General features: G+C 62.9%; 19 protein-coding genes. 7 read left to right on the top strand and 12 right to left on the bottom strand.

Features of this window, described 5'->3' with window-relative positions:
- The first annotated feature begins 83 nt into the window (after nucleotides 1–83).
- Nucleotides 84–2,228, top strand: a complete 2,145-nt coding sequence (locus ACFY9W_RS24210; RefSeq protein ID WP_391135813.1) for a TonB-dependent siderophore receptor — start codon at nucleotides 84–86, stop codon at nucleotides 2,226–2,228.
- Nucleotides 2,229–2,368: 140 nt separating this feature from the next.
- On the opposite strand, the gene ACFY9W_RS24205 is transcribed toward ACFY9W_RS24210, so the two are convergent.
- From ACFY9W_RS24205 to ACFY9W_RS24195, 3 genes are all read right to left on the bottom strand, one after another.
- Nucleotides 2,369–3,862 carry an aldehyde dehydrogenase family protein gene (locus ACFY9W_RS24205; protein WP_391135768.1) on the bottom strand — a complete coding sequence of 498 codons (1,494 nt, stop codon included), beginning with the start codon at nucleotides 3,860–3,862 and terminating at the stop codon, nucleotides 2,369–2,371.
- Between the two features lie 201 nt (nucleotides 3,863–4,063).
- On the bottom strand, nucleotides 4,064–5,446 hold the full coding sequence (locus ACFY9W_RS24200; protein WP_391135765.1) for an aspartate aminotransferase family protein: 1,383 nt from the start codon (nucleotides 5,444–5,446) through the stop codon (nucleotides 4,064–4,066).
- A gap of 43 nt (nucleotides 5,447–5,489) precedes the next feature.
- Entirely contained in the window at nucleotides 5,490–6,332 is an 843-nt protein-coding gene (locus ACFY9W_RS24195) for a LuxR C-terminal-related transcriptional regulator (protein WP_391135762.1), read from the bottom strand.
- A 294-nt stretch (nucleotides 6,333–6,626) separates the two neighbouring features.
- Here ACFY9W_RS24195 and ACFY9W_RS24190 point away from each other — a divergent pair, with 294 nt between their 5' ends.
- Nucleotides 6,627–8,009: an amino acid permease gene (locus ACFY9W_RS24190; RefSeq protein ID WP_391135758.1), complete on the top strand. Its 1,383-nt coding sequence runs from the start codon at nucleotides 6,627–6,629 to the stop codon at nucleotides 8,007–8,009.
- Between the two features lie 141 nt (nucleotides 8,010–8,150).
- Nucleotides 8,151–9,524, top strand: coding sequence for an 8-oxoguanine deaminase (locus ACFY9W_RS24185; RefSeq protein ID WP_391135756.1), 1,374 nt, complete (start codon nucleotides 8,151–8,153; stop codon nucleotides 9,522–9,524).
- A gap of 31 nt (nucleotides 9,525–9,555) precedes the next feature.
- Here the strand turns inward: ACFY9W_RS24185 and ACFY9W_RS24180 are convergent, their stop codons facing one another.
- On the bottom strand, nucleotides 9,556–10,287 hold the full coding sequence (locus ACFY9W_RS24180; protein WP_391135753.1) for an SDR family NAD(P)-dependent oxidoreductase: 732 nt from the start codon (nucleotides 10,285–10,287) through the stop codon (nucleotides 9,556–9,558).
- Nucleotides 10,288–10,410: 123 nt separating this feature from the next.
- Between ACFY9W_RS24180 and ACFY9W_RS24175 the strand changes: the two genes are divergently transcribed.
- The gene (locus tag ACFY9W_RS24175; protein ID WP_391135750.1) at nucleotides 10,411–11,178 is read left to right on the top strand and encodes a LysR family transcriptional regulator; all 768 of its coding nucleotides are present in this window, start codon (nucleotides 10,411–10,413) and stop codon (nucleotides 11,176–11,178) included.
- 16 nt (nucleotides 11,179–11,194) lie between these two features.
- On the opposite strand, the gene ACFY9W_RS24170 is transcribed toward ACFY9W_RS24175, so the two are convergent.
- The 4 genes from ACFY9W_RS24170 to ACFY9W_RS24155 form a co-directional block, all read right to left on the bottom strand.
- Nucleotides 11,195–12,607: an MFS transporter gene (locus ACFY9W_RS24170; protein ID WP_391135747.1), complete on the bottom strand. Its 1,413-nt coding sequence runs from the start codon at nucleotides 12,605–12,607 to the stop codon at nucleotides 11,195–11,197.
- Nucleotides 12,608–12,710: 103 nt separating this feature from the next.
- Entirely contained in the window at nucleotides 12,711–13,202 is a 492-nt protein-coding gene (locus ACFY9W_RS24165; protein WP_391135744.1) for a GNAT family N-acetyltransferase, read from the bottom strand.
- A 339-nt stretch (nucleotides 13,203–13,541) separates the two neighbouring features.
- On the bottom strand, nucleotides 13,542–14,777 hold the full coding sequence (locus ACFY9W_RS24160) for an SRPBCC family protein (RefSeq protein WP_391135741.1): 1,236 nt from the start codon (nucleotides 14,775–14,777) through the stop codon (nucleotides 13,542–13,544).
- Between the two features lie 183 nt (nucleotides 14,778–14,960).
- Nucleotides 14,961–15,875 (bottom strand): LysR family transcriptional regulator, encoded by a 915-nt coding sequence (locus ACFY9W_RS24155; protein ID WP_391135738.1) that lies wholly within the window; start codon nucleotides 15,873–15,875, stop codon nucleotides 14,961–14,963.
- Between the two features lie 270 nt (nucleotides 15,876–16,145).
- Between ACFY9W_RS24155 and ACFY9W_RS24150 the strand changes: the two genes are divergently transcribed.
- The 3 genes from ACFY9W_RS24150 (at nucleotide 16,146) to ACFY9W_RS24140 (ending at nucleotide 19,324) form a co-directional block, all read left to right on the top strand.
- Nucleotides 16,146–17,159 carry a helix-turn-helix domain-containing protein gene (locus ACFY9W_RS24150; protein ID WP_391135735.1) on the top strand — a complete coding sequence of 338 codons (1,014 nt, stop codon included), beginning with the start codon at nucleotides 16,146–16,148 and terminating at the stop codon, nucleotides 17,157–17,159.
- Between the two features lie 167 nt (nucleotides 17,160–17,326).
- On the top strand, nucleotides 17,327–18,655 hold the full coding sequence (locus ACFY9W_RS24145) for an MFS transporter (RefSeq protein ID WP_391135732.1): 1,329 nt from the start codon (nucleotides 17,327–17,329) through the stop codon (nucleotides 18,653–18,655).
- 78 nt (nucleotides 18,656–18,733) lie between these two features.
- Entirely contained in the window at nucleotides 18,734–19,324 is a 591-nt protein-coding gene (locus ACFY9W_RS24140; RefSeq protein WP_391135729.1) for a biliverdin-producing heme oxygenase, read from the top strand.
- A gap of 25 nt (nucleotides 19,325–19,349) precedes the next feature.
- On the opposite strand, the gene ACFY9W_RS24135 is transcribed toward ACFY9W_RS24140, so the two are convergent.
- The 4 genes from ACFY9W_RS24135 to ACFY9W_RS24120 all read right to left on the bottom strand — a co-directional run bounded on the left by ACFY9W_RS24135 (nucleotide 19,350) and on the right by ACFY9W_RS24120 (nucleotide 24,233).
- Nucleotides 19,350–20,762 carry a DOPA decarboxylase gene (locus ACFY9W_RS24135; RefSeq protein WP_391135727.1) on the bottom strand — a complete coding sequence of 471 codons (1,413 nt, stop codon included), beginning with the start codon at nucleotides 20,760–20,762 and terminating at the stop codon, nucleotides 19,350–19,352.
- Nucleotides 20,763–20,946: 184 nt separating this feature from the next.
- Complete coding sequence (locus ACFY9W_RS24130) at nucleotides 20,947–21,891, bottom strand: LysR substrate-binding domain-containing protein (protein ID WP_391135724.1); 945 nt, start codon at nucleotides 21,889–21,891, stop codon at nucleotides 20,947–20,949.
- Nucleotides 21,892–22,033: 142 nt separating this feature from the next.
- On the bottom strand, nucleotides 22,034–22,744 hold the full coding sequence (locus tag ACFY9W_RS24125) for a YebC/PmpR family DNA-binding transcriptional regulator (protein WP_391135721.1): 711 nt from the start codon (nucleotides 22,742–22,744) through the stop codon (nucleotides 22,034–22,036).
- 97 nt (nucleotides 22,745–22,841) lie between these two features.
- Nucleotides 22,842–24,233 (bottom strand): FAD-dependent oxidoreductase, encoded by a 1,392-nt coding sequence (locus tag ACFY9W_RS24120; protein ID WP_391135718.1) that lies wholly within the window; start codon nucleotides 24,231–24,233, stop codon nucleotides 22,842–22,844.
- Nucleotides 24,234–24,237 lie beyond the last annotated feature (4 nt).

Below are 24,237 nucleotides of genomic sequence, written 5' to 3'. Positions count from 1 at the left end.
ATCGCGTGTCCAATCGCCCCCTGTTTGCTCACCCGTCGCCCGCGCTACAGCGCACCCCTTTGTCCCAAGCAGTCCTCATCGGTATGGCCATTGGCGGCTGTGCGCTAGCGCCCATCACCGCGCGCGCCGAAACACCTGCCATTCACGAGGCGGCTGAAGAAAAGCCAGCCGTGTCGGAGTTGCAAGCCACGGTGATCGATGCCCAGGCCAACGCCGCCGACCCTCTGCCCCCGGTGTACGCCGGCGGCCAGGTGGCGACGGGCGGCCGCGTGGGCCTGCTGGGCAACAAGGACTTCATGGAGACCCCGTTCAGCACCATCAGCTACACCGACACCTACATCCAGGACCTGCAAGCCCGCGACATCACTGACGTCATCGCTGCCACCGACCCGTCGGTTTTCAGCAACGGCCTGACCGGCACCTACAGTGAGAACTACTCGATCCGGGGTTTTCAGACCAACGTCAGCGACATGACCGTCGACGGCCTGTTCGGCATGGCGCCTTTCTACCGTGCCTCGCCCGAAATGTACGAGCGTATCGAAGTACTCAAAGGCCCGTCGGCGCTGCTGAACGGTATGCCCCCGGGCGGCTCGGTGGGCGGTATCGTCAACCTCATTCCCAAGCGCGCCGGTGACACGCCACTGACCCGGCTTACCGCCACCTATGCCTCCGACGCCCAGCTTGGCGGCCATATCGATGTAGGCCGGCGCTTCGGCGAGGGCAACCAGTTCGGTGTGCGCTTCAACGGCATGTACCGCGACGGTGATACCGCCATCGATGACCAAAGCCAGCGTAACGTGCTGTCTTCACTGGCCCTGGACTGGCGTGGTGAACGCGCCAGGCTGTCGCTTGACCTGTTCGATACCGACGACCATCTCAACGGCCAGAACCGCGGCATGGGCCTGGCCGCTGGCGTGCCGGTGCCCAGGCCGCCCAGCAACGAAACGCTGCTCAACCCCGACTGGGCCTATGTGGAAACCAAGGACAAAGGCGTCATCCTGCGTGGCGAATATGAGCTGAATGACCAGGTGCTGGCCTATGGTGCGATCGGTACCAGCAAGACCGACTATCGCTACAGTGGCGCCCTGACGGCCACCGTGAACAACAGCGCCGGCGACTTCACCACGGCGATGGGCCAGTTGCAGATGGAGATCCACAAGACCTCTGCCGAAGTCGGGCTGCGCGGGCATTTCGACACCTTCGGCATCAGCCACCAATGGTCGCTCAACGCTACCCAGTACAGCGATGAACAAAAGGACTTTGGCCGCCGCGCCGCCGGTTCGAACTGGACGACCAACATCTACAACCCGGTCTGGGGCCCGAAAGTGTCAGAGGCCTGGCCACTGATTGCCCACACCGAGAACGACCTGAAAAGCTACGGCATCGCCGACACGTTGTCGGTGCTGGATGACCGCGTACAGCTCACCCTCGGCGTGCGTCGCCAGGAGGTGGTCACCGACACGTACAACACCAACACCGGCGCACGCAACAAGCCAGGTTACGACACCCACGCCACCACACCCGCCGGGGCGATCCTGTTCAAGCTGACCGATGAGCTGTCGCTCTACGCCAACTACATCGAAGGCCTGAGCAAGGGCGCTGCCGCACCGATCACTGCTGCCAACTATGGCGACGTGTTCGCGCCGTACAAATCCAAGCAGAAGGAAATCGGCCTGAAGCTTGACCTGGGCACATTCAGCCACACACTGGCGCTGTACGAAATCAAGCGGCCAAGCAGCTACACCGACCCGGCCACCAATGTCTTTTCGTTCGGTGGCGAGCAACGTAACCGTGGGGTGGAATGGAGCTTCTTCGGCGCCCCCCTGCCCGACGTGCGCCTGATGGGCGGCGTGGCCTATGTCGACCCCAAGCTGACCAAGACGCAGGGCGGCGCCAACGACGGCAAGACCGCCACCGCCTACCCCAAGCTGCAAGGCAAGCTGGGCATGGAGTGGGACATCCCCGGCCTGGATGGGCTTACGCTTACCGGCAATGTGACGTCGCAGTCCAAACAGTACATCAATGCCGACAACAGCCTGTCGATTCCGGGTTACACGATATTCGACGTTGGCGCCCGCTACGTTACCCAGGTCGCCAGCAAGCCGGTTACCTTGCGCGCGAATATTGCCAACCTGGGGGACAAGGATTATTGGGGGGTGCCGTTGACCCAGACCCTGGGGCTGGGGGCGCCGCGAACCTATCAGTTGTCGGCTAGCGTGGACTTCTGACCGAACCCGCTGTGGCGCCTGAGGTGGCCTCTTCGCGGGCACGCCCGCTCCCACAGGTCCAGCACAAGCCTGAAAGCTGTGACGGATGTGTGGGAGCGGGCAAGCCCGCGAAGCAGGCGACGCGGTGCATGATCAGATGATCAGGCGCGCAGCTGGTACCAAGTGGTCTTGAGCTGCGAATACTTGTCGAACGAGTGCAGCGACAGGTCGCGGCCAAACCCCGACTGCTTGCCCCCACCAAACGGTACCGTCACATCCAGCGCATCGACCGTGTTCACCGACACCGTACCGGCCTTCAATGCCCGCGCCACGCGGTGCACCTGGTTGAAGTCGTCGCTCCACACCGAGGCCGCCAGGCCATAGATGCTGTCGTTGGCCAGGCGCACGGCTTGCTCTTCGGTGTCGAAGGCACTGACCGCCAACACCGGCCCGAACACTTCCTCCCGCGCCAGGGTCATGCGGCTATCAACATCGGCAAAAATGGTCGGCTCGATGTAGTTGTCCGAACCGTCGATGGTCAGGCGTCGGCCGCCGCTCACCAGCCGTGCACCCTCTTGCCCGGCGCGGGCAATGGCGGCCTCGATACGCCCGGCCTGCTCGGCATCGACAATGGCACCGGCACGGCTTGCCGGGTCCAGCGGGTTGCCCGGCATCCATTGGCGGGCCTTCGCTTGCAGGCGCTCGACAAATTCGTCATGGATGGAACGCTGCACATACAACCGCGAATTGGCCGAGCACACCTCGCCCTGGTTGAAGAAAATACCGAATGCGGCCTTTTCCGCTGCCAGGTCCAGGTCCTGGCAGTTCTCGAACACCAGGTTGGGGCTTTTGCCGCCACACTCCAGCCATACCTGCTTGAGGTTGGACTGCGCCGAGTACTGCATGAAGTACTTGCCCACCTGGGTGGAGCCGGTGAACACCAGGCAGTCCACATCCGGGTGCAGGCCCAGCGCCTGCCCGGCTTGCTCGCCCAGGCCCGGCACCACGTTCAGCACGCCTTCCGGCAGGCCGGCCTCCAGCGCCAGCCGGGCCAGGCGCAGGGCCGAGAACGGTGATTGCTCGGCGGGTTTGAGTACCACGCTGTTGCCGGCAGCCAATGCGGGTGCGAGCTTCCAGGCGGCCATGTCGAGCGGGAAGTTCCAGGGCACCACAGCGGCAACCACACCGAGCGCTTCGCGGGTGATGGTGGCGAGTGCGTTGGGCGCAGTGGGCGCCACCTGGTCGTAGAGTTTGTCCAGCGCCTCACCGTACCAGGCGAACACATGGGCCGAACCCGGGACATCGATGTTGTAGGCGTCCATGACCGGCTTGCCCATGTTCAGCGAGTCCAGCAAGGCCAGTTCTTCACGATTGGCCATGATCAGTTCGGCGAGGCGCAGCAGCACTTTCTTGCGCTCGCCAGGGGCCATGCGCGCCCAGGGGCCTTGTTCGAAGGCCCGGCGTGCGCTGGCCACCGCAAGGTCGACCTCGGTCTGGCCGCAGGCGGCAACCTGGGCCAGCACGGTGTTGGTGGCGGGGTTGATGGCAGCGAACGTGGCGCCGCCCTGTGCGTTGACGGGTTTGCCGTCGATCAGCGCGCTGGCCGGCAGGTACAGGTCCAAAGCGCGTTGTTGCCAGAATTCGAGGGTGTACATTTGTACTCCTTAAGCCTTTGGAGCAGTCTTTTTTGTAATGGGCGACGCGTTGCCTGTGGGAGCGGGCATGCCCGCGAACACCGGCGAAGCCGGTGCCATACACCGCGTTGGATTCTTCGCGGCGGTTCGACGCCTCGACGCGCCCGCTCCCACAGGGACTCTGCTAAATCAGTAAGTGATGCGCAGTTCTATGAGAGCGGTTTAGAGCTTGCCGACCAGGCGGGCCGTGCGGTCTACGGCAATGCGGGTCTTCTCCACCAACTCATCCAGCTCGCTGTGGTTGGCAATCAGGGCTGGCGCCATGATCATCCGGCCCAGGGTCGAGCGAATGATCACCCCTTCTTCAAAGCCGAAGGTGCGGCACTGCCAGGCCAGGTCGTTCTCGTTGGCATAACGCTTGCGCGTTGGCTTGTGCTCGGCAAACTGCAACGCTGCCACCAGCCCGGCGCCCTGCACCTGGCCGATCAACGGGTGGTCGGCAAACACCTCGCGCAGGATGCGCTGCAGGTACGGCCCGGTGTCGTCCTTTACCTGAGCCACGATGCCCTCGTCGCGCAGCGCCTTCAGGTTGGCAATGGCCACCGCCGCCGCCACCGGGTGGCCGGAATAGGTCAGGCCGTGGGCAAATACCCCGCCCCGCTCCACCAAGGCCTCGGCAATGCGTTTGCTCAGCACCAGCCCGCCCATGGGCACGTAGCCGCTGGTCAGGCCCTTGGCGATCGACAGGGTGTCGGGCTCGAAGCCAAAGTACTCATGGGCAAACCACTCACCGGTGCGGCCAAAGCCCCCAATCACCTCATCAGCGCACAGCAGCACATCGTACTGGCGGCAGATACGCTGGATTTCCGGCCAGTAGCTTTCCGGTGGAAAGATCATGCCACCGGCCCCCTGGAACGGTTCGGCGATGAAGCCGGCAACGTTCTCGGCACCCAGTTCCAGGATCTTTTCCTCCAACTGCAAGGCGCAACGGCGGCCGAACTCGGCCGGGGTCAGCTCGCCACCCTCGGCATACCAGTAGGGTTCATCGATGTGCGCGACATCCGGGATCAACCCGCCCATTTCGTGCATGAACTTCATGCCGCCCAGCGCCGTGGCTGCCAAAGTCGAGCCGTGGTAACCGTTCCAGCGACCAATCATGACCTTCTTGTTCGGCTGGCCCATCACCTGCCAGTAGCGGCGCACGGTGCGGATCAGCACTTCGTTGGCCTCAGAGCCGGAGTTGGTGTAGATCGCGTGGCTGTAGTGCCCGGGCAGCAGGCTGAACAGCAGCTCGGACAACTCGATCACCGCCGGGTGGGTGGTGTGGAAGAACATGTTGTAGTAGGCAAGCTGGTCCATCTGCGTGGCAGCGGCAGCAGTCAGGTCGCGGCGCCCGTAGCCAAGCTGGGTGCACCACAGGCCAGACATGCCATCCAGGTAGCGTTTGCCCTCGCTGTCCCACAGGTGCAGGCGCTCACCCCCAACGATCACCCGCGGCCCTTCGGCGTTCAGCGCCTTCTGGTCGAGGAAGGCATGGATGTGGTGCGCGGCATCGGCTGCCTGGTAGTCACGGGTCTGGCGTTGCGGGGCGAAAGGCGCGTTCATTGTTGGTTTTCCTTTGCGGTGGGGGTTGCAGGGCGGCCGGCGCTCAGCGCAGCTTGCCCATATAGCTTTCCAGCGGGTCCTTGCCCAGCACGCCCTGGGCATTGGCCAGCGCGTCGATGAACAGGGAAAACAGCTCGGACTGGGTGCCAATGTCGAGCTTGGCGTAGACGTTCTTGCGGTGCGACTTGATGGTGTCTTCCGACACTCCCAGGCGTTCGGCCAGGGACTTGGTCGAGTGGCCTCGCAGGATCAACTGGGCGATACGGCATTCACGCTCGGTCAGCAGCGAGCTGCCAAAGTTGTTCAGCGCGGCATGGATACGTTGTTCGAGGACGTTCTCGAAGCGCCCGGTGCGGCTGTCCAGCCCGGCGAAGTGCTTGCTCAGCACCGCCAGTACCCAAGGCGTGATGCGCCCGAACAGCTCGCGGGTTTGCGCATCCAGCTTGTCGGTGAACGCCAGCGACACCGCCAGGCTCTGCCCCGGCGCCACCTGGAGGATGTAGTTGAGCTCATCCTCCAGGTGCGAGTGCCGGTAGAACGACTGGTAGTACTCGCTGACCTCGAAGTGGTCGGGCGCCACTTCGAACAGGCCATAGCACCCGGACTCGACCTGCTCCACACAGGCACCGTAGAACGGGTCGAGCAAGTAGAAGCCTGACAGGTAGCGGCTGACATTGCCCTCGGGCTGCCAGGGCGCCTTGTCGTCCTGCTCGAACAGCGCACAAGGCATGCCGTCATGCGGGTACAGGTACACCGTGGTCGCCTGGATCGGGCGGATCACGCCAAGTGCGGCAAACAGGTTGGCGGCAAAGCCCGGCCGGCCGATCGCCTCGGTGACCTTGGCCAGGTGCTCGAACCACTGTTCTGAAAGCAATTGATTAGTCACTGTGGGCCTGCCGTTTCAAGTAGTGGCACCGCCGCCTGTGCGGTGCGTGGTTGACCAGATACTCCCATGGCGTTGCCTGCACCGAAATCACCCTTTGGGGTGAGCGGCCAAGGCCCCTTTGCGGCAACCCACGGCGGCTCACCCCAAAGGGTGATTCCGGGCACCTACAGGGTGTGGGAGCATCAAACTGCCCCAGCGCTGCGAGCCCTGCGCTCGACCTCCTTGCACACCCACCATCGGTAGCGAGCCTGCTCGCGTACTGCGGTGCCCTGCATCCTTTTCCAGGAGTTAGCAATGCATACAACAACAAGTACAGCCCATAACCCCGCCATGCATGGCCCCTCGCAACCCGGCCCCGGCACCGGCCGCTTCCGCAAGTCCATGGGGATGACCGCCCTGGTGCTGTTCGGCCTGGCCTACATGGTCCCCCTGGCGGTATTCACCACCTACGGGCTGGTCACCCAGATGACCAAAGGGCACCTGCCCACCGCTTACCTGCTTACCCTCGCCGCCATGCTGCTGACCGCCTACAGCTACGGCCGCATGGTCCAGGCCCACCCCTATTCCGGCTCGGTCTACACCTATACCCGCAAGGCCTTCGGCAGCCACATCGGCTTCATTGCCGGCTGGACGCTACTGCTCGACTACATCTTCCTGCCGCTACTGAGCTACCTGCTGATCGGCATCTACATGTCGGAATACTTCCCGGCCATCCACGCCTGGGTATGGGTGGCGGGCTCCATCGCCCTGGTTACCTTCCTCAACCTGATCGGCATCGAGTCGATCACCCGGGTCAACTGGATTCTGGTTGTGATGCAACTGGTGTTCATCGTGGTGTTTGTTGCCCTGTCCGTTCTCCAGCTCACTGGCCAGGCGGAGCCGGTGTCGCTGCTGTCCCCCTTCCACCACGAGGGCTTCAGCGTGCCGCTGATCATGACCGGCGCGGCCGTGCTGTGCCTGTCGTTCCTGGGTTTTGATGCGGTTTCGACCATGGCCGAAGAAACCAGCAACCCGACCTATCGCATTCCGATGGCGATCCTGGCCGTGTCGCTGATTGGCGGCTTGCTGTTCCTGGTGGTGTCGTATTGCGCGCAGATGGTGTTCCCCGACTGGGGCAGCTTTGCCGACCCGGACTCGGCCTCTGTGGATGTGATGCGCCGGGTAGGCGGCGAGCTGCTGGTGACCGCCTTCACCGCCACCTACGTGGCGGGCTGTTTCGCCTCGGCCATGGTCTCCCAGGCCAGCGTTTCGCGCGTGCTGTTCGCCATGGGCCGTGATGGTGCGCTGCCGCGGGTGTTCGGCCAGCTGGTGACGAAAAAGCGCGTGCCGGCCACAGCCATCCTGCTGGTCAGCCTGCTGTCGCTGATCGCCCTGGTAATCACCCTGGACACCGTCGCCAACATGATCAGCTTTGGCGCCTTGTTCGCCTTCTCGGCGGTGAACCTGGCGGTGGTCAAGCACTACCTGGTCGACCAGAAGCTGAGCGGCGGCCGCAACGTCCTGCTGTATGGCGCCATTCCAGGCCTGGGCTTTCTCAGCACGCTGTGGCTGTGGAGCAGCCTGACCAGCCTGTCGTTCACCATCGGCCTGTGCTGGATGGGCATGGGACTGGTGGTGCTGATGGGGCTTACCCGGGCGTTCCGGGTAAAGTTGCCGGAGTTGCAGATGGCTGAGTGACGCACCGCTTGTCAAGCCTGTGCCCGCGAAGAGGCCAGCACAGGCTGACAGAGGCTGTATACAATCTACAAAAACCTTGCTTACAATGCCCTGCGCCTATGACATCGGTAATCGCCGGTGCGTATTGCGCAGGCTTTAGCCATGTCATCTACAAATGCTGCAAAAACGTTACTGGTCAAAAACGCCGCACTGCTGGTCACCATGGACGGCGAACGCCGCGAGATCAAGAATGGCGGCCTGTTCATCGAAGACAACCTGATCAAGCAGGTCGGCCCCAGCGATACCCTGCCACAGCATGCCGACGTCATCCTCGACATGGCCGGCAAAGTGGTCATCCCGGGCCTGGTCAATACCCACCACCACATGTACCAGAGCCTCACCCGCGTGGTGCCGGCCGCCCAGGACGGCGAGCTGTTCAACTGGCTGACCAACCTGTACCCGATCTGGGCACGCCTGACCCCCGAGATGATCGCGGTGTCGACCCAGACCGCCATGGCCGAACTGATCCTGTCCGGCTGCACCACCTCCAGCGACCACCTGTACATCTACCCCAACGGCTGCAAGCTCGACGACAGCATCCACGCTGCCGCCGAGATCGGCATGCGCTTCCATGCCGCGCGCGGCAGCATGAGCGTGGGCCAGAGCCAGGGCGGCCTGCCGCCTGATTCGGTGGTGGAAAAGGAGGCTGATATCCTCAAGGAATCCCAGCGCCTGATCGAGGACTACCACGATGCCAGCCACGGCTCGATGCGCCGTATCGTGGTGGCGCCGTGCTCACCGTTTTCGGTCAGCCGTGACCTGATGCGCGAAGCGGCGGTGCTGGCGCGCCAGTACGGGGTGTCGTTGCACACCCACCTGGCCGAGAACGTCAACGACATCGCCTACAGCCGCGAAAAGTTCGGCATGACCCCCGCCGAATACGCCGAAGACCTCGGCTGGGTCGGCCACGATGTGTGGCACGCACATTGTGTGCAGCTGGACCAGCACGGCATCGAGCTGTTCGCCCGTACCGGCACCGGTGTCGCCCACTGCCCGTGTTCGAACATGCGCCTGGCCTCGGGCATCGCCCCGGTGCGCAAGATGCGCGACCACGGTGTGCCCGTGGGCCTGGGGGTCGATGGCTCGGCGTCCAACGATGGCGCCAGCATGATCGGTGAAGTGCGCCAGGCCCTGCTGCTGCAGCGGGTTGGCTTCGGCCCCGACGCGATGACCGCACGCGAAGCACTGGAAATCGCCACCCTGGGCGGCGCCAAGGTGCTCAACCGCAATGACATCGGCGCCCTTGCCCCCGGCATGGTTGCCGACTTCGTCGCCTTCGACCTGGGCAACGTGGCCTATGCCGGCGGCCATCACGACCCGCTGGCGGCACTGGTGTTCTGCACCCCTACCCAAGTGCATACCAGCGTGATCAACGGCCGCGTGGTGGTGAAGGACGGCCAGCTGGCCACCGTCGACCTGCCACGCGTGCTGGAACGCCACAACCAACTGGCGCTTCAGCTGGTCAGCGGCAAATAGACTGGCACTGGGGTCGCGTTTGCGGCCCCCGTCACGCCTGCTGGCGGGTAGCACACACCACGATTTCCCGAATGCACACCGACTGCGGCTGGCCATAGGCAAAGGCGATGGTCTCGGCAATGGTCTCGGCCGTGAGTACCCCGCCCATTTCCTGCTTCCAGTCGTTGTAGCCGTCCTTGATGGCGTCATCGGTGGTGTGGCTGAGCAGTTCGGTGTCCACCGCGCCCGGCTCGATGGTAATCACCCGTACGTTGCTGGGTGCCAACTCTTCGCGCAGGTTTTCCGACAGGCCAGTGACGGCGAACTTGGTGCCGACGTAGGCGACATGGTTTGGAAAGGCCTTGCGCCCGGCCACGGAACTGACATTGATGATAGTGCCCTGCTTGCGCTGGACCATGCCGCTGGCCACCGCATGAATACCGTTGAGCAGCCCGCGTACGTTGACGTCGAGCATGCGGTCCCACTGTTGCGGATCCTGGGTGGTGATGTTGCCCAGCAGCATCACGCCCGCATTGTTGATGATCGCATCTACCGGGCCAAAACGCGCTTCGGCCTCGGCCACGGCGGCCAGCAGGGCAGCGCGGTCGGTTACATCGACCGCCAGCGCCAGCGTGTCTGGCAATTGCAGTTGCTGCATCGGCGCCAAACGGCGGGACAACAGCAATAGCGCGTGGCCGTGGCTGGACAGCAGTTTGGCAGTGGCCAGGCCAATGCCAGAGCTGGCACCGGTAATGACTACCAAGGGTTTATGAGAGTGGGTCATGGTCACCGTCCTGTTATCCAGTTTGCCTATGGGTTAGGAATAGAGCGAGTATAGAAGCCAGAATTTTTTGCGAAAAACGGGAAATTCCTTTCGCAGCCATCAGCATCACTTATGGGTACCCCAATGGATTACCGCCAGCTTCGCGCCTTCATCGCCGTGTTCGAAGCACGCAATATCACCGCCGCCGCACGCTCGATACACCTTAGCCAACCGGCGCTTTCCGGCAGCATCAGGGCGTTGGAACAAACCCTGGGCACCACGCTGTTCGTGCGCCAGACCCGCGGCGTGGAGGTGACCGAGGACGCACGTGCGTTGTACCCCGAAGCACAGCGCATGGTCGCCGATGCCAACCGCTTGCTTGGCCGCTTCAAGGGCGACCGTGAACGCACGCCGTTGCAGATGGGTGTCGAGCAGGATGTGAGTGCGGCAGTGCTGGGCAAGGTGGTGCTGGCCGCGGCGGCCATCCAGCCTGCGGTGCGTCTGCAACTGGTAACCGGTTGCATGGGTGCGGTGCGGCTAGCCAGCGAGGAGTTGCGTTGTGAAGATGAGCTGTTCCTGCCCCTGCACAACGACCGGTTCGTACTGGCGACTGCGCCGCAGGTAAACACCGAGGCCCAGTGGATCACCTGCCCGGCGCAGCCCAGCCATCAGCGCCTGCAACCTTTCTACAACGGCACGCTGGTGGCAGAAGCAGAGACCTTCGCCCTGGCCCTGGAGCTGGTTGCCGCAGGCCTGGGCGCCGCGATCGTGCCAGAGTCACTGGCTGCCGAGCACCGTGGCGTGCACATGGCGCCTATGCCACAACTGGACCTGCGCCGACGCATCGGCCTGTGCTACTCGGCACAGGCGCTGGCGCTTGATGGCGTCATCCAGCTACGTGATGCGTTGTAGGCCCGCGCCGCTGCCGTCAGGTGCGCAAGACTTGCTCCCCGGCGTTGCTCGGCAAACGCATGGCATCCGCCAACGCCACACAGGCAATCAACGCAACGCCAATCAACGCCCAGTGGAAGTCGCTGACTGTCAGTTCGCTTTCAGCACCGCGCACCATCATCGCCACGCGTAGCAACAGCGCCACCACCGCCACCCCCAATGCCATCGCCAACTGGAAGCACATGCTGAACAGCGTCGAAGCCTCGCCCATCTGCGGCTTGGGCACATCGGCGAAGCCGACAGCGTTGTAGGTGGTGAACTGCATTGAACGCGAAAGCCCGCCCACGAACAACACCAACGCCATCCAGTACCACGGCATGCCCTGCTGCAAGCCCAGGCAAGCCAGGATGCAGCCAACGCCAGTCAGGCCATTGACCAGCAACACGCGGCGAAAGCCATAGCGCCGCAGCAAGCCGGTGGTGAACGGCTTCATTGCCAGGTTGCCAGCAAAGATCGCCAGCACCAGCAGCCCCGCATCCACTGGCGACAGGCCAAAGCCGATCTGCAGCAGCAACGGGATCAGGAACGGCAAGGCACTGATCGACAGACGAAACAAGGTACCGCCCACGATGCTGACCCTGAACGTAGGGATAGCCAGGGTATCCAGTGGCAACAGCGCGGCAGGATGGCGCTGACAGTGACGCATCGCCAGCCAGGTCAGCAACCCGCCCAGCGACACCAGCGCAAGCCCGGCACCCAGGCTGCCACCGGCCAGCGAACCGAGCATTTCCAGGCCAACCAGCCACGCTGCGCAAGCCGATGCCAGGAACACGAAGCCCAGCGTGTCAAAGCGACGCGTCTCAGCTGAGCGCGCATTGGGAATCAACCACCAGGCCGCCGCAATGGCCAGCAACCCAAGTGGGATGTTCAGGTAGAAAATCCACGGCCACGACCAGTGGGTGACAATCAGGCCACCCAGCGGCGGGCCCAGTACCGGCGCGACCAGGCCGGGCCAGGTGATCACCGCGAGCATTTTCACCAGGTCTTTCTTCTCGGTTGTTCGCAGCACCACCAGCCGGCCCACCGGAACCATCAGGGCACCGCCAATGCCTTGCAGTACCCGCGCGGCGACGAAGGATTCCAGATTCGGCGCCATGCCGCACAGCAACGAAGCGACAGTAAACAGGCCGATGGCCCCGGCAAACACCTGCCGCGGGCCGAAACGGTCGGCCACCCAGCCGCTCAATGGAATGAACACCGCTACCGCCAGCAAGTAGGCACTGATACCGATGTTCAGGCTTACAGCGTTTTCGCCGAAGTCGCTGGCCATTTGCGGCAGTGCCGTGGCGATGACGGTAGCGTCGAGGTTTTCCATGAAAAAGGTGATGGCGACCAGCAAGGCGATGCAAGTGGCTTGGCGAGAGGTATGGGCGGCTGCCGGGTTGGCCAAGGTTCAGGTCCTTTTGTCGGTAATGAATCAAGATCACTCAGCAGGCCCCTGTGGGAAGTGATCCACAGCCTGTTTGGCCGCTAAACCTGAAGCGTAGATGCGGTTACAAAACCATGAGCATCTCATGCCACGCCATGCCGCCGTGGTCCGACGGCGACGGCTTCACATACTGGTACCCCAGTTTCTCGTACAGCGCTACATGCTGGTCCTTGCACATCAGGTGAATGGTCTGCTTGCCCGACGCCTTCATGCGGGTGATGAATTCATCCATCAACAGCTTGGCGTACCCTTTCCCCTGGTGTGCCGGGTCTACCACTACCGACATGATCACCACGTTCAAGGCTGCCGGGTCATGGCCGACCAGTTCCTTGAAGTCTTCATCCGACATGACAACTTCGTGGGCGCAGCCGCTGTTGATGAAACCAACGATCTCGCCTGCGCTTTCCAGGATCAGGAAGCCTTGCGGATACTGTGCGACCCGGGTGCGGATCTTCTCCAGGGTGGCCGCCTCGTCGCCTTCATAGGCGCCGATTTCAATGGCGTAGCAGCGCTCGGCGTCTGCGGCGGTGGGGGTGCGGAACTGGGGGGTACTCATGGCTGATTCCTTGGTAACGTGAAAGCGCTGCCATGGTAAATCAGTCGATGATTACTGTATTGCCTGTACCGGCCCCTTCGCGGCTAAAGCCGCTCCCACAGGACTGCATAAGCCTGAGCCCTGCGCAATCTCTGTGGGAGCGGGCGCGTCGAGGCGTCGAACCGCCGCGAACACCGGCAAAGCCGGTGCCATCCACCGCGTCGCCTGTTTCGCGGGCATGCCCGCTCCCACAGGGATTGCGCAAGCTTTGAGTTAACGCGGTACCTGTGGGAGCGGCTTTAGCCGCGAACACCGGCAAAGCCGGTGCCATCCGCAGCGATATCCATGTTGCCCAGTGGGTCAAACCACCGATTTCAACAGCACGCGCCCACTCAAGCGCTCCAGCATGGTCGCGCAGTACCAGTCATCGAACTGGCACACGCCGTTTTCAGCATTTTCCGAGAACGGCCCGGGTTCATAGGCCGGCGACGACACACCCGCATGCGTACCTTCCACCAGGCGGCGGTCCTGGTCGTTGGTCGCCAGCCATACCTTGGTCAGCCGATCCAGATCGTAGTCAACCCCTTCCACCGCCGACTCCGGCACCAGCCACTTGGTCGTTACCAGCGTTTCTCCCGGCCCGATCGGCAGCACGCGGAAGCTGAGCGCATGGTCGCCCAGGAAGTGGTTCCAGGTAGACGGATAGTTGAAATACAACAGCGCGCCGATATCTGCCTCGCCACTCTTGTCCAGCCGCCCGTTCACGGCGGGCTTGCCATCCATGGTGTAGCTGACGGCACCCGCAGAAAGCGGAATGCGGGTCATGCGGAAGCGCCCCAGCGGGTCCATGACCAGGCGGCTGGGCATGCCGGCCGTCTCGCAACGGGTCCAGTGGGCCACCAGTTCAGGGTCGTCATCACCGCCCACGCCGGCCACCGACAGGTTCTCGACGAACGAGTTGAGCAGCTCCGGATGGGTACCGTCGCAGTGGTAGCACTCACGGTTGTTTTCGAACACCAGCTTCCAGTTGCCCTTCTCGATCAGGTTGGACTCGAAGGCCACCTTGCAGTTTTCCAGCCCATGGGGGGCGATGAAGGGGCTTACCGAGGCACGGAAGCTGTTGAAGTCCGGCGCCTGTTGCGCCACACACACGTAAATGTAGCTGTGGACGATTTCCACATGCACCGGCTTGAGGTTGTATTGGGTCTTGTCGAAGTCCGCGCCCATGTTGCCGGCATAGATCAGGTTGCCGTCCAGCTCGAATGTCCACTTGTGGTACGGGCACACCAGCTTGGCCACTTTACCGTTGGCGTGCTCGCACACTTTGGCCCCGCGGTGGCGGCAGGCATTGTGGAAGGCGCGTACCTCGCCATCCTTGCCACGCACCACCGCTACCGGGTAGTCGCCAATCTGCAGGGTGAAATACTGGCCTGCCTTGGGGATCTCGAATGTATGGCCGGCAAACACCCAGTCCTTGTGCCAGATCTGTTCAAGGTCGTGGCGGTATACGTCAGCGTCCAGATACAGTTCACGGGGCAATACATGGCGCGGCTTGCGCTGATTGATCAGACCGATGACGGTTTCATTGCTATTCATTATTATCCTCCAGCCACTCGCAGTTCATGACAATGGGCGGCAATGACCAAACCCTTGTTGTTTTAACTAACACCCTGCAACTTCACAGCACACTAAGCCACGCCTGGCGACCACTACAAACGACATTTTCAACGCCAAACCCATTACTCAACGTCATGCATCAGTCTGGCTATTTCAACGTACCTACCGGGCAAACTCTGAAAGTATCCAGTCCCTCACCCGCACGCAGGTGTCGTCATTGTCTTTTTCCCGGCAGGCCAGGTAATGCAGGCTATTGCGCAACGTCATTTGCTCACTCACCGGCCTGGTCAGCCGGCCCTGCTCGACCAGGCCGGCTACCAACTGGTTCCAGCCCAGTGCAATGCCCTGGTTGGCCAGCACCATGTTGATGATCAGGCTGTAGTCGTTGGCGTGGAACAACGGCGGGCTATCGGCGCCACGCCCATCGATATCCACGTTGTGGAATGCCAGCCACACGCGCCAGTCCACATGCTCGGCCACGCCCGCCCGGCCATAGGGGCTCAAGTCCAGCAATGCGCTGTTGCGCAGGCCCTCCAGGGTGTCGATCCCAGGGTGCTGGCGCAGGTATTCAGGCGTGCACACCGGGTAAATCACGTCATGGCACAACGGGTACAGCGTGTAGCCCTCGCCCGGATTGGCGAACTTGGAGATGATCACATCCGGCTCCACACCCGGCTCGCGCGTCTGGAAGTTCTGCGTAGTGATCAGGCTAAGTTCGATATCCGGGTTGTCGGCACGAAACACATTGATGTGCTGCGACAACCAGAAGGCGGAAAACGCCGGGGAGCAGCAAATGGTCAGCACCTGTTTTTCCTGGGGGGTACGCCGAATGCGCTCCGCCGCCTGGGCAATGTTCACGAACGACAACTGCGACGCCTCGAAAAACACCGAACCGGCAGGCGTGAGCTCAACCGTACGGCCCACGCGTTCGAACAACCGCGCACTCAGGTAGGTTTCCAGTTCGCGCACCTGGCGGCTGATGGCTGCCTGCGACACGCACAGCGCTTCTGCAGCCCGGGTAAAACTCTGGTACTTGGCAGCGGCAACAAATGCTTTAACAGCACGCAACGAAGGCATGCGAAGTAACACGGTATCGGGGTCAACTTGCCGCTGCGACATCCTGATGTGCGCTCCTCATTCCGCGTACTGGACAACTCAATCGTACACAGCAGCCGAAAAAACACATCCGCACTTAAATTACTTTACGCATTACCTTGGGTTATGCGAAACATCGCCACCCATGCAATAACATGAGGTTATTGTTCTAACTGTGTAAATGTCGTTGGACTTTATATCCGGCACGCTCTTACATTAGCCCCGACCTGTACGCCAGCGCCTGGGTGACCCATGACAATAACGACAAGAGCATTCAGCCACACATTCAAAGAGCGCAACCTGGGCTTCATGGCACACTCGGTAGCGCGGCCCGCGCCCTCGCGGGTTGGTTTTCTGCTACTGGAAAACTTTTCCCTGCCCAGTTTCACCCAGGCCCTGGATGTGTTGGTTACTGCCAACCTGATCGCCCCCGGCTCGATCCGCGTGCACACCTTCAGCCACAACCACAACGAAGTCATGAGCGACCTGGCCATACCCATCCGGCCAGACACGCCGCTGACCGATGTGCGCTTGTGCGACCTCGACATCATGGTGGTCTGCGGCGGCCTGCGTGCCGCCCGTACGGTACCCGGCTGGCTGACCGCGCTGCTGAAACGGCTGGCCAGGTTCCCCGTGGTACTTGGCGGCTTGTGGAACGGCGCCTGGTACCTGGGCAGTGCTGGGCTGCTCGATGGCTACCGCTGCGCGATCCACCCGGAACAGCGGATTGCCCTGGCCGAACGCGTGCCACACGCCATGGTCACCCACGATGCGCTGGTGCTCGACCGCGACCGGCTGACCGCCGCGTCGCCGGCCGGCGCTTTCGAAATGATGCTGCAGTGGCTGAACATCGGTTGCAACCAGGCGCTGGCCGATGCGGTGCTCGACACACTGGACCATGATCAAAGCAGGTTCCGCAGTATTCAGAAGCCGCTGCAACCGAAGGTCAGCCGGCCCCTGCGCGAAATCATCACGCTGATGGAGGCCAACCTAGAGGACCCACTGCCACCCGGGCAACTGTGCCAGGCCGTCGGCCTGTCGGTACGCCAGGTGCAGCGGCTGTTCAAGGACCAACTGGAGACCACCCCGCAGAAGTACTACTTCCAGCTGCGCATTACCGAAGCGCGGCGCCTGATCCAGAACTCCAACGCATCGATCTTCGATGTGTCCATCGCCTGCGGCTTTGTGTCGTGTACTCATTTCAGCAGGTCCTACAGTGCGTTCTTCGGCCACCCACCTTCCAAGGAAGTGCGTTATGAAATCTGAGAGACAAGGAGCACAAGCGGAAGGTTGCTGAACACGCCGTTACCGGTACCCACAATAAAAACAAGCATATAGCCATCGATCACTGAATTTTCGAGATGGCTTCACGGCTCCGCTTTGGCTGCCGCGCTGCCCCCTTCCTACTCGAAAACCCATATCGGGAGACAAGAATGACAAATCCTGCAATTTCAGTTGAAGATGTACCGCTAAACAGGTTCCACAAACTGCTCACCTTGCGCTCTGGCGGCGGCTCGTTCGTCGATGGCTATGTGCTGAGCATCATCGGCGTCGCCCTGGCGCACATCAGCACGGCATTGTCGTTGAACAGTTACTGGGAAGGCCTGATCGCTGCCTCGGCGTTGATCGGCATTTTCTTCGGCGGCTTTCTCGGCGGCTGGCTGACCGACCGGCTTGGACGCAAACGCTTGTTCTTCGTCGGGCCCACCCTGTTCATCGTTGCATCGCTTGGGCAGTTCTGGGCCGACTCGGCGCTGACCATCTTCCTGCTGCGGCTGGTCATCGGCATCGCCGTTGGCATCGAGTACCCGGTAGCCACCTCGCTGCTGGTCGAGTTCATGCCCAGGAAGTACCGCGGCCCCCGCCTGGCCATGCTTACCATCCTGTGGTTTGCCGGTGCCGCAGCGGCCTACATTGTCGGCGAGCTGGTGCTGCGCAGTGGCGCCGAGGACGCCTGGCGCCTGGTACTGGCCAGCTCCGCCAGCATCGGCCTTGCCCTTTTCGTGGTACGTATCGGTACACCCGAATCACCACGCTGGCTGCTCAGCAAAGGCCGCAGTGCAGAGGCGGAGCAGGTGATCAAGGCGGTGTACGGCAACGATTTTTCCCTGCGCAACCTGCCCGAGCAAAGCACCCAGCACAAGGTGAACATCTGGAGCCTGCTGTATGCCGGTTATGGCAAGCGCATGCTGTTTGTCATCGTGTTCTGGACCTGCTGCATCATCCCGCTGTTCTCGGTGTACGCGTTTGCACCCAAGGTGCTGGCGGCGCTGAACGTGAAAGGCGACAGCGCCTCGATCGGTTCGGTACTGATCACGTTGTTCTTCGTGGTCGGTTGCATACTCGCCACCCGGCTGATCAACGTCATCGGCCGGCGCAACCTGCTGCTGTACAGCTTCCTGGTGTCGGGCATGGCCTTGTTGTGCCTGGGCGCGCTGCACAGCAGCGCGGGCATCTGGATTCTGCTGTTCTTTGCCTTGTATGCACTGTTCATTGGCGGTGCCCAGGTGCTTACGCTGGTGTACCCGAACGAGATCTTCCCCACCGAGATTCGCGCCTTCGCTGTGGGCATGGGCACCTCCATCTCGCGCATCGGGGCTGCGGTAGGGACTTACCTGGTGCCGATGTCACTGGATGTGCTGGGCATCGCACAGACCATGTACGTGGCGGCTGCCATCACCTTCTTCGGCCTGCTGCTGTCATGGGCGCTGGCACCGGAAACCCGCTCGCTCAACCTGCAACAGGCGGCGGCCCTGGGCTAACCTGCAAGTGCGGTGCTTGCCGCCCGCCAGCGATGGCAAGCATCATGCGCTTACTGACCACTTGCCAAGGATACGCCGATGACCGCTGCCCCCGTCACTTTCATGGAGCAAGGCCGCTGCAAACGTTTGAAGGCGGCCAGCAGCCGGGACCATGACAGCGTCGATCAACTGGTGATGGCCGCACGCCCGTTCCAGGACCGTGAGCGCTATGGCCGCTTCTTGCAGGTGCAATACCGGTTTCACGGCAGCCTGTTGGCGTTGTATCAGGACGAACAGCTCAACCAGCGCCTGCCCGGGCTGGTCGAGCTGTCGCGCTTTGCGGCAGTCGAGGCTGATTTGCGAGACTTGGGCCTGCCACTGCCAACGCTCCCTCACCCAGTGTGCGCCAGCCCGACCCAGGCGCTGGGCTGGTTGTATTGCAGTGAAGGGTCGAACCTGGGCGCAGCGTTCCTGTTCAAGCACACCCAGCGCCTGGGGCTGGATGCCGACCTGGGCGCCCGCCACCTGGCGCCGCCACCGAGTGGCCGAGCGCTACAGTGGCGCGAGTTTGTTGCCACGCTCGATAGCGTGGTGCTGGATGAGCAGGAAGAGGCAGAGGTAGTGGCGGGGGCAATTGCCGCGTTCGACAGCTACAGGGCACACCTGCGGGCAGTGTTTGCAGAAGGCTGATTACCCGCGAGGCGCCCCGCCGATCTCAGCCTTTGACCACGTCTTGCAACTTCTCCCAGAGTTTCTCGACATGCTCGCGCTCAGTAGGCAGCGCTCCGATCGAAACCCGTACCATCCACCGCCCATCCAGCGTCGCTGGCGTCACATACGCATCCCCGGACGCATTCAGCCGCTGCGCCCAGGCTTTGGTGTGCGCATCCAGCGCCTCCCCGGCCAGCCCCGCCGGCCGATGGCGAATGCACAAGGTCTGCAACTGCACCGGCGCCAACACCTCCCACCCGGCAGCAGCCCCAACCTGCCCCGCCAGCCACTGGGCATTGCCCAGGTCGCGCCGCAAGCGCTCCTGCAACGCCTCAACGCCCTCGCTGCGCAACATGAACCACAGCTTCAGCGCACGGAACCGCCGGCCGAGTGGAATACCCCAGTCACGAAGGTTCTTCACCTCGCCATCGACTGCTGATTGCAGGTAGCTGGGGTTGGTGCTCATTACCCGGATCAGATGCTGCGGGTCACGTACGTAGTAGATGGAGCAATCGAAGGCTACACCCAGCCACTTGTGCGCGTTGACTACTACCGAGTCGGCCAGCTCGATGCCGTCCCACATCCAGCGGCACTCGGGCAGGATCATCGCGGAACCGGCCATGGCCGAGTCCACATGTAGCCACAGCCCATGAGCCTGGGCGATTTCGCCAATCGGGCGCAGCGGGTCGAGGGCCGTGGTGGTGGTGGTACCCGTGGTGGCAACCACAGCGCAGGGCTGGTTGCCGGCAGCCAGGTCCTGCTCGATCGCCGCCTGCAACGCTTGTGGGCGCAGGCCATAGTGTTCGTCTGTTGGGATCAGGCGGATGTTGTCGCGACCAAAACCGGCCAGCAACGCCGCCTTGTCCACCGAACTGTGGGCGTGGGCGCTGACATACACGATCAAAGGCTTGGCTTCGGCTTGCAGGCCGCCGCGTACCAATGCGTAGTCAGTGGCGCGCTCACGGGCGCTGATCAGCGCCACCAGGGTGCTGGTCGAAGCGGTGTCCTGGATCACTCCGCTCCATTGACCAGAGAGGCCGAGCAACTGACGCAGCCAGTCGAGGGTGGTTTCTTCCAGCTCGCTCAGCGCCGGGCTGGATTGCCACGACAGGCCCAGCACGCCCAGGCCGGTGCTGAGGAAGTCACCGAGTACCGAGGACAACGTGCCGTTGGAAGGGAAATAGCCGTAGAAGTCCGGGTGCTGCCAATGGGACAGCCCGGGCATGACCAGCTGGTTGACATCGTCGAGGATGGCCTCGAAGGGTTCGCCTTGCTGGGGCGCGGTTGCGGGTAACGCGGCCTTGAGGTAGCCGGGCTCGACTTGGGCCATGACCGGGCGCTCGCCAACGGTTTGGCGGTAGTCGGCAATCAGGTCGATCAGTTGGTGGCCATACTGGCGGAATTGTTCGGGGGTCACTTGGCGGCTCCTGTGGTTCATTCACTGCCTGTGCCGGCCCTTTCCGCGGGTGAACCCGCTCCCACAGGTACTCCACAGTTTTCAGACCCTGTGAGTTACCCGCGAAAGGGCCGGTACAGACAACACAATGCCCCCAGTCTAGGCAGCTATGCCAAACCGAATAACCCCGCTTCGCGCATACCTGCTATGGCAAACCCGCATGCCCACCCTGCACGCCGAATTGTGACTGGCGCCAAAGCTCGAACACCCGGTTACGCAACCAGCGGTGCTCGGCAGAAGCTTGCAGGCGCTGGTGCCACACCACCCAGTAGCGCTGGCTGTGGTCGATGAAGGCCAGCGGTCGCCAGGCCAGGTCATGCAGGCGGCACAGTTGCCGGGCGATGTGCTCGGGCACAGTGGCCACGGCCTGGCTGTTGGCAATGACCTTTACGGTGGCGGAAAAAAACGGCACCTCCAGGCTCACACGGCGCTGCAGGCCCTGGGCGCGCAAGTGGCGGTCGATGAAGCTGTCCTTGTCGCCCCCGCCAGAGATACGCACATGTTTGTGCGCCAGGTAATCGGCCTGGCTGAGCGCGGCATGGGCTGCAAGCGGGTGGTCGAGGCGCATCAGGCAAACGGCCCGATCCTCGCCCAGCAGGCGCCCGTGCAGGTTGGGCGGCGATTCGTCGAACAGGGTGGTGGCCAGGTCGATTTCGCCGCTGGCCAGCAAGGCGTACTGGCCGGCCTGCCAGGTACGGTACTCAAGCGATACACCCGGTGCTTCACGCTCCAGTGCAGCCACCAGCAGCGGCAGCATGTGCTCGGCCACATAGTCCGAAGCGGCCAGGCAGAAGCGCCGCTCGCAACGTGCCGGGTCGAAGACGGCGGGCTGGCGCAAGGCGTGCAGTTCTTCCAGGACCTGGCGCAGCGGTTCGACCAGGGCTTCGGCGTGTTCGCTCAGTACGTAGCCACGGCCCTGGCGCACCAGCAGCGGGTCATCGAAGGCATCGCGCAGGTGGGCCAGCTGACGGCTCAGGGCCGACTGGCTGACGCCCAGGCGCTCGGCGGCGTGGCTGAGGTTTTTCAGCTGGAGCAGGTGGTCGAGGGTGCGCAGGTGGGCGAGGCTGAGGGAGGCGAAGGTGGGATTCATTCAGGCTGCCCGCGGTGGCATTCAAGGGCCTATTCGCGGGCTCGCCCGCTCCCACAGGTTCACCGCTGTATTGAATGCTGCGGTGAACCTGTGGGAGCGGGCGAGCCCGCGAAGGGCCGCAAAGCGGCCCCGGATACACAAATCAGTCAGTCAGGCCGACATAAACGTTCTGCACGTCATCGTTCTCATCGATCGCTTCGAGGAACGCTTCAACCTCAGCCAGTGCTTCAGCGCTCAGGCTGGCCGCGCTCACCGGGTTTTTCGGGGTGTAGCCGATCTTTGCCGAGGTCACGGTAAAGCCATGGTCCGGCAGGGCCTTCTGCACGGCGTCCAGGTCGGTGGTGTCGGTAATGAACAGGGTCGAACCCTCTTCTTCACCTTCCTCGAAGTCCTGTGCGCCGGCTTCGATAGCCGCCATTTCCGGGTCGGCGTCGCCTTCCGGAGTGGCTTCGATCAGGCCGACATGGTTGAAGTCCCAGGCCACCGAACCGCTCGCACCCAGCTGGCCCTTACGGAACAGTACGCGGATTTGCGCAACGGTGCGGTTGACGTTGTCGGTCAGGCACTCGACGATCAGCGGTACCTGGTGCGGGGCAAAGCCTTCGTAGCTGACCGCGTGGTACTGCACGGAGTCACCGTCCAGGCCGGCGCCCTTGCGAATCGCCCGTTCCAGCGTCTCGCGGGTCATCGAGGCCTTCTTGGCTTGCACGATGGCCAGGCGCAGACGCGGGTTCATGTCGGGATCGGCGCCCGACTTGGCAGCGATCTGGATTTCCTTGGACAGCTTGCCCATGACCTTGCCTTTGGCATTGGCTGCTGTTTCTCTATGCTTGGCTTTCCACTGTGCGCCCATGTCGACTCTCTTGTTTCAACGGCCGGTTCAGGAAGCGACCGGCCAAAAGTGGGTGCAGTTTATACGCCCTCAGGCACGGGATCGACAAGAAATCTCATCAGCCTTTATCGGCTTTGCCCGCCGCCGCGGCAAACCGCGCCAGCCGCACATCCAGCCGGCGCGGCCGCAAACCGTGGTCCTCGGCGCGCTCCTTGCGGCGGATGGCGTTGCGCACCATCAGCGAACCCAGGTAGCGGATGGGCTCTGGCGGGAACAGCCCCATTGGCCCCTTGACCAACGGTGAGCGGGTCCATGGGTTGTCCAGCCCCAACGCCAGCGACGAAAGGATCTGCCCACCCATGTGGCACGGCCCGACGCCACTGCCAGAGTAGCCAAAGCCGTAAAACACATTGCCCTGCCCGTCCAACCGGCCGAAGAACGGCAAACCGGTTACCGAGCGGTCCGACGGCCCGTTCCAGCTGGCGGCCAGCGGTACATCGGCCAGTGCCGGGAAGAACCCGCCCAGGCTTTCGCGCAGCAGCGGCCGGTAGGGCGACGGCTGGTCGAACACTGGCAGCATGCGCCCACCATAGGCAAAAGTATTGCCACCCTTGCCGAGCATCAGCCGGCCGTCGGAGGTGTTGTGGTAGTAGTGCACGAAAATGCGCGAGTCGAGCACGCTGACGCCGCTGTCCAGGCCGATCTCGCGCAGCAGGTCGGGGCACGGCTCGGTAATCACCATGTCGCTGGAAACGATTGCCACGCTGCGCTCGAACTGCGGGAAGGCCCGCGCCATCCAGGCATTCAGGCCCAACACCACGCGGTCAGCGCGCACTGTGCCGTGGGCCGTGCGCACCTGCACCGGGGCGCCGTGCTCCAGGCCGGTCATGGCCGTGCCTTCATGGATGCGCACGCCGCGCTGCAACGCCACCCGGCGCAGGCCACGCACCAGCTTGCCAGGCTGCACCGTGGCCGCGGCGGGCGAGAACCAGCCCTCCAGGTGCCGCGCCGAACCGGCCAGGCGCTGCACCTGCGCCAGCGGCAGGCGGCGGAACGAATTGATACCCTTGTGCTCCAGCGCAGCAATCACCCCGTCGGTTGCGCCAACCTGAGCCGCGTTGGTCGCGGTGTACAGCGTGCCGTCCAGGCGGTAGTCACAGTCGATGCCGTTGGCCGCGCAAAACGCGCCGATGTCACCAATGCTGCGCTCCGACTCGCGCACCAGGCGCACCGCCTCGGCCACTCCGAACAGCCGCTCGAGGGTGAAGTACTTGGCCGACCAGGACAATGCGCAGCCGCCGTTTCGGCCACTGGCGCCCGCGCCGCAGATATCGGCTTCAATCAGCACGACATCCAGCGCCGGCACCGCTTCCTTGAGCATCAGTGCCGTCCACAGGCCGGTGTAGCCGCCACCGACAATGCACACATCGCAGCGGATATCACCTTGCAGCGGCGGGCACACCGCCTCCTGCGCCGAATCCAGGGCCTGTTGCAGCCAGAAGGGTCTCATTCGC

Source organism: Pseudomonas sp. NPDC008258, assembly GCF_042956345.1.
In the GTDB taxonomy this organism is placed as follows: domain Bacteria; phylum Pseudomonadota; class Gammaproteobacteria; order Pseudomonadales; family Pseudomonadaceae; genus Aquipseudomonas.
This window is presented reverse-complemented; position numbering and strand designations above follow the sequence as displayed.

Bases quoted from the DNA above. Each gene is read 5' to 3' on its own strand.
- ACFY9W_RS24210 (WP_391135813.1), top strand. From the start codon at position 84: ATGGCCATTGGCGGCTGTGCGCTAGCGCCCATCACCGCGCGCGCCGAA.
- ACFY9W_RS24205 (WP_391135768.1), bottom strand. From the start codon at position 3,862: ATGTACACCCTCGAATTCTGGCAACAACGCGCTTTGGACCTGTACCTG.
- ACFY9W_RS24200 (WP_391135765.1), bottom strand. From the start codon at position 5,446: ATGAACGCGCCTTTCGCCCCGCAACGCCAGACCCGTGACTACCAGGCA.
- ACFY9W_RS24190 (WP_391135758.1), top strand. From the start codon at position 6,627: ATGCATACAACAACAAGTACAGCCCATAACCCCGCCATGCATGGCCCC.
- ACFY9W_RS24185 (WP_391135756.1), top strand. From the start codon at position 8,151: ATGTCATCTACAAATGCTGCAAAAACGTTACTGGTCAAAAACGCCGCA.
- ACFY9W_RS24180 (WP_391135753.1), bottom strand. From the start codon at position 10,287: ATGACCCACTCTCATAAACCCTTGGTAGTCATTACCGGTGCCAGCTCT.
- ACFY9W_RS24175 (WP_391135750.1), top strand. From the start codon at position 10,411: ATGGATTACCGCCAGCTTCGCGCCTTCATCGCCGTGTTCGAAGCACGC.
- ACFY9W_RS24165 (WP_391135744.1), bottom strand. From the start codon at position 13,202: ATGAGTACCCCCCAGTTCCGCACCCCCACCGCCGCAGACGCCGAGCGC.
- ACFY9W_RS24160 (WP_391135741.1), bottom strand. From the start codon at position 14,777: ATGAATAGCAATGAAACCGTCATCGGTCTGATCAATCAGCGCAAGCCG.
- ACFY9W_RS24155 (WP_391135738.1), bottom strand. From the start codon at position 15,875: ATGCCTTCGTTGCGTGCTGTTAAAGCATTTGTTGCCGCTGCCAAGTAC.
- ACFY9W_RS24150 (WP_391135735.1), top strand. From the start codon at position 16,146: ATGACAATAACGACAAGAGCATTCAGCCACACATTCAAAGAGCGCAAC.
- ACFY9W_RS24145 (WP_391135732.1), top strand. From the start codon at position 17,327: ATGACAAATCCTGCAATTTCAGTTGAAGATGTACCGCTAAACAGGTTC.
- ACFY9W_RS24140 (WP_391135729.1), top strand. From the start codon at position 18,734: ATGACCGCTGCCCCCGTCACTTTCATGGAGCAAGGCCGCTGCAAACGT.
- ACFY9W_RS24130 (WP_391135724.1), bottom strand. From the start codon at position 21,891: ATGAATCCCACCTTCGCCTCCCTCAGCCTCGCCCACCTGCGCACCCTC.
- ACFY9W_RS24125 (WP_391135721.1), bottom strand. From the start codon at position 22,744: ATGGGCGCACAGTGGAAAGCCAAGCATAGAGAAACAGCAGCCAATGCC.
- ACFY9W_RS24120 (WP_391135718.1), bottom strand. From the start codon at position 24,233: ATGAGACCCTTCTGGCTGCAACAGGCCCTGGATTCGGCGCAGGAGGCG.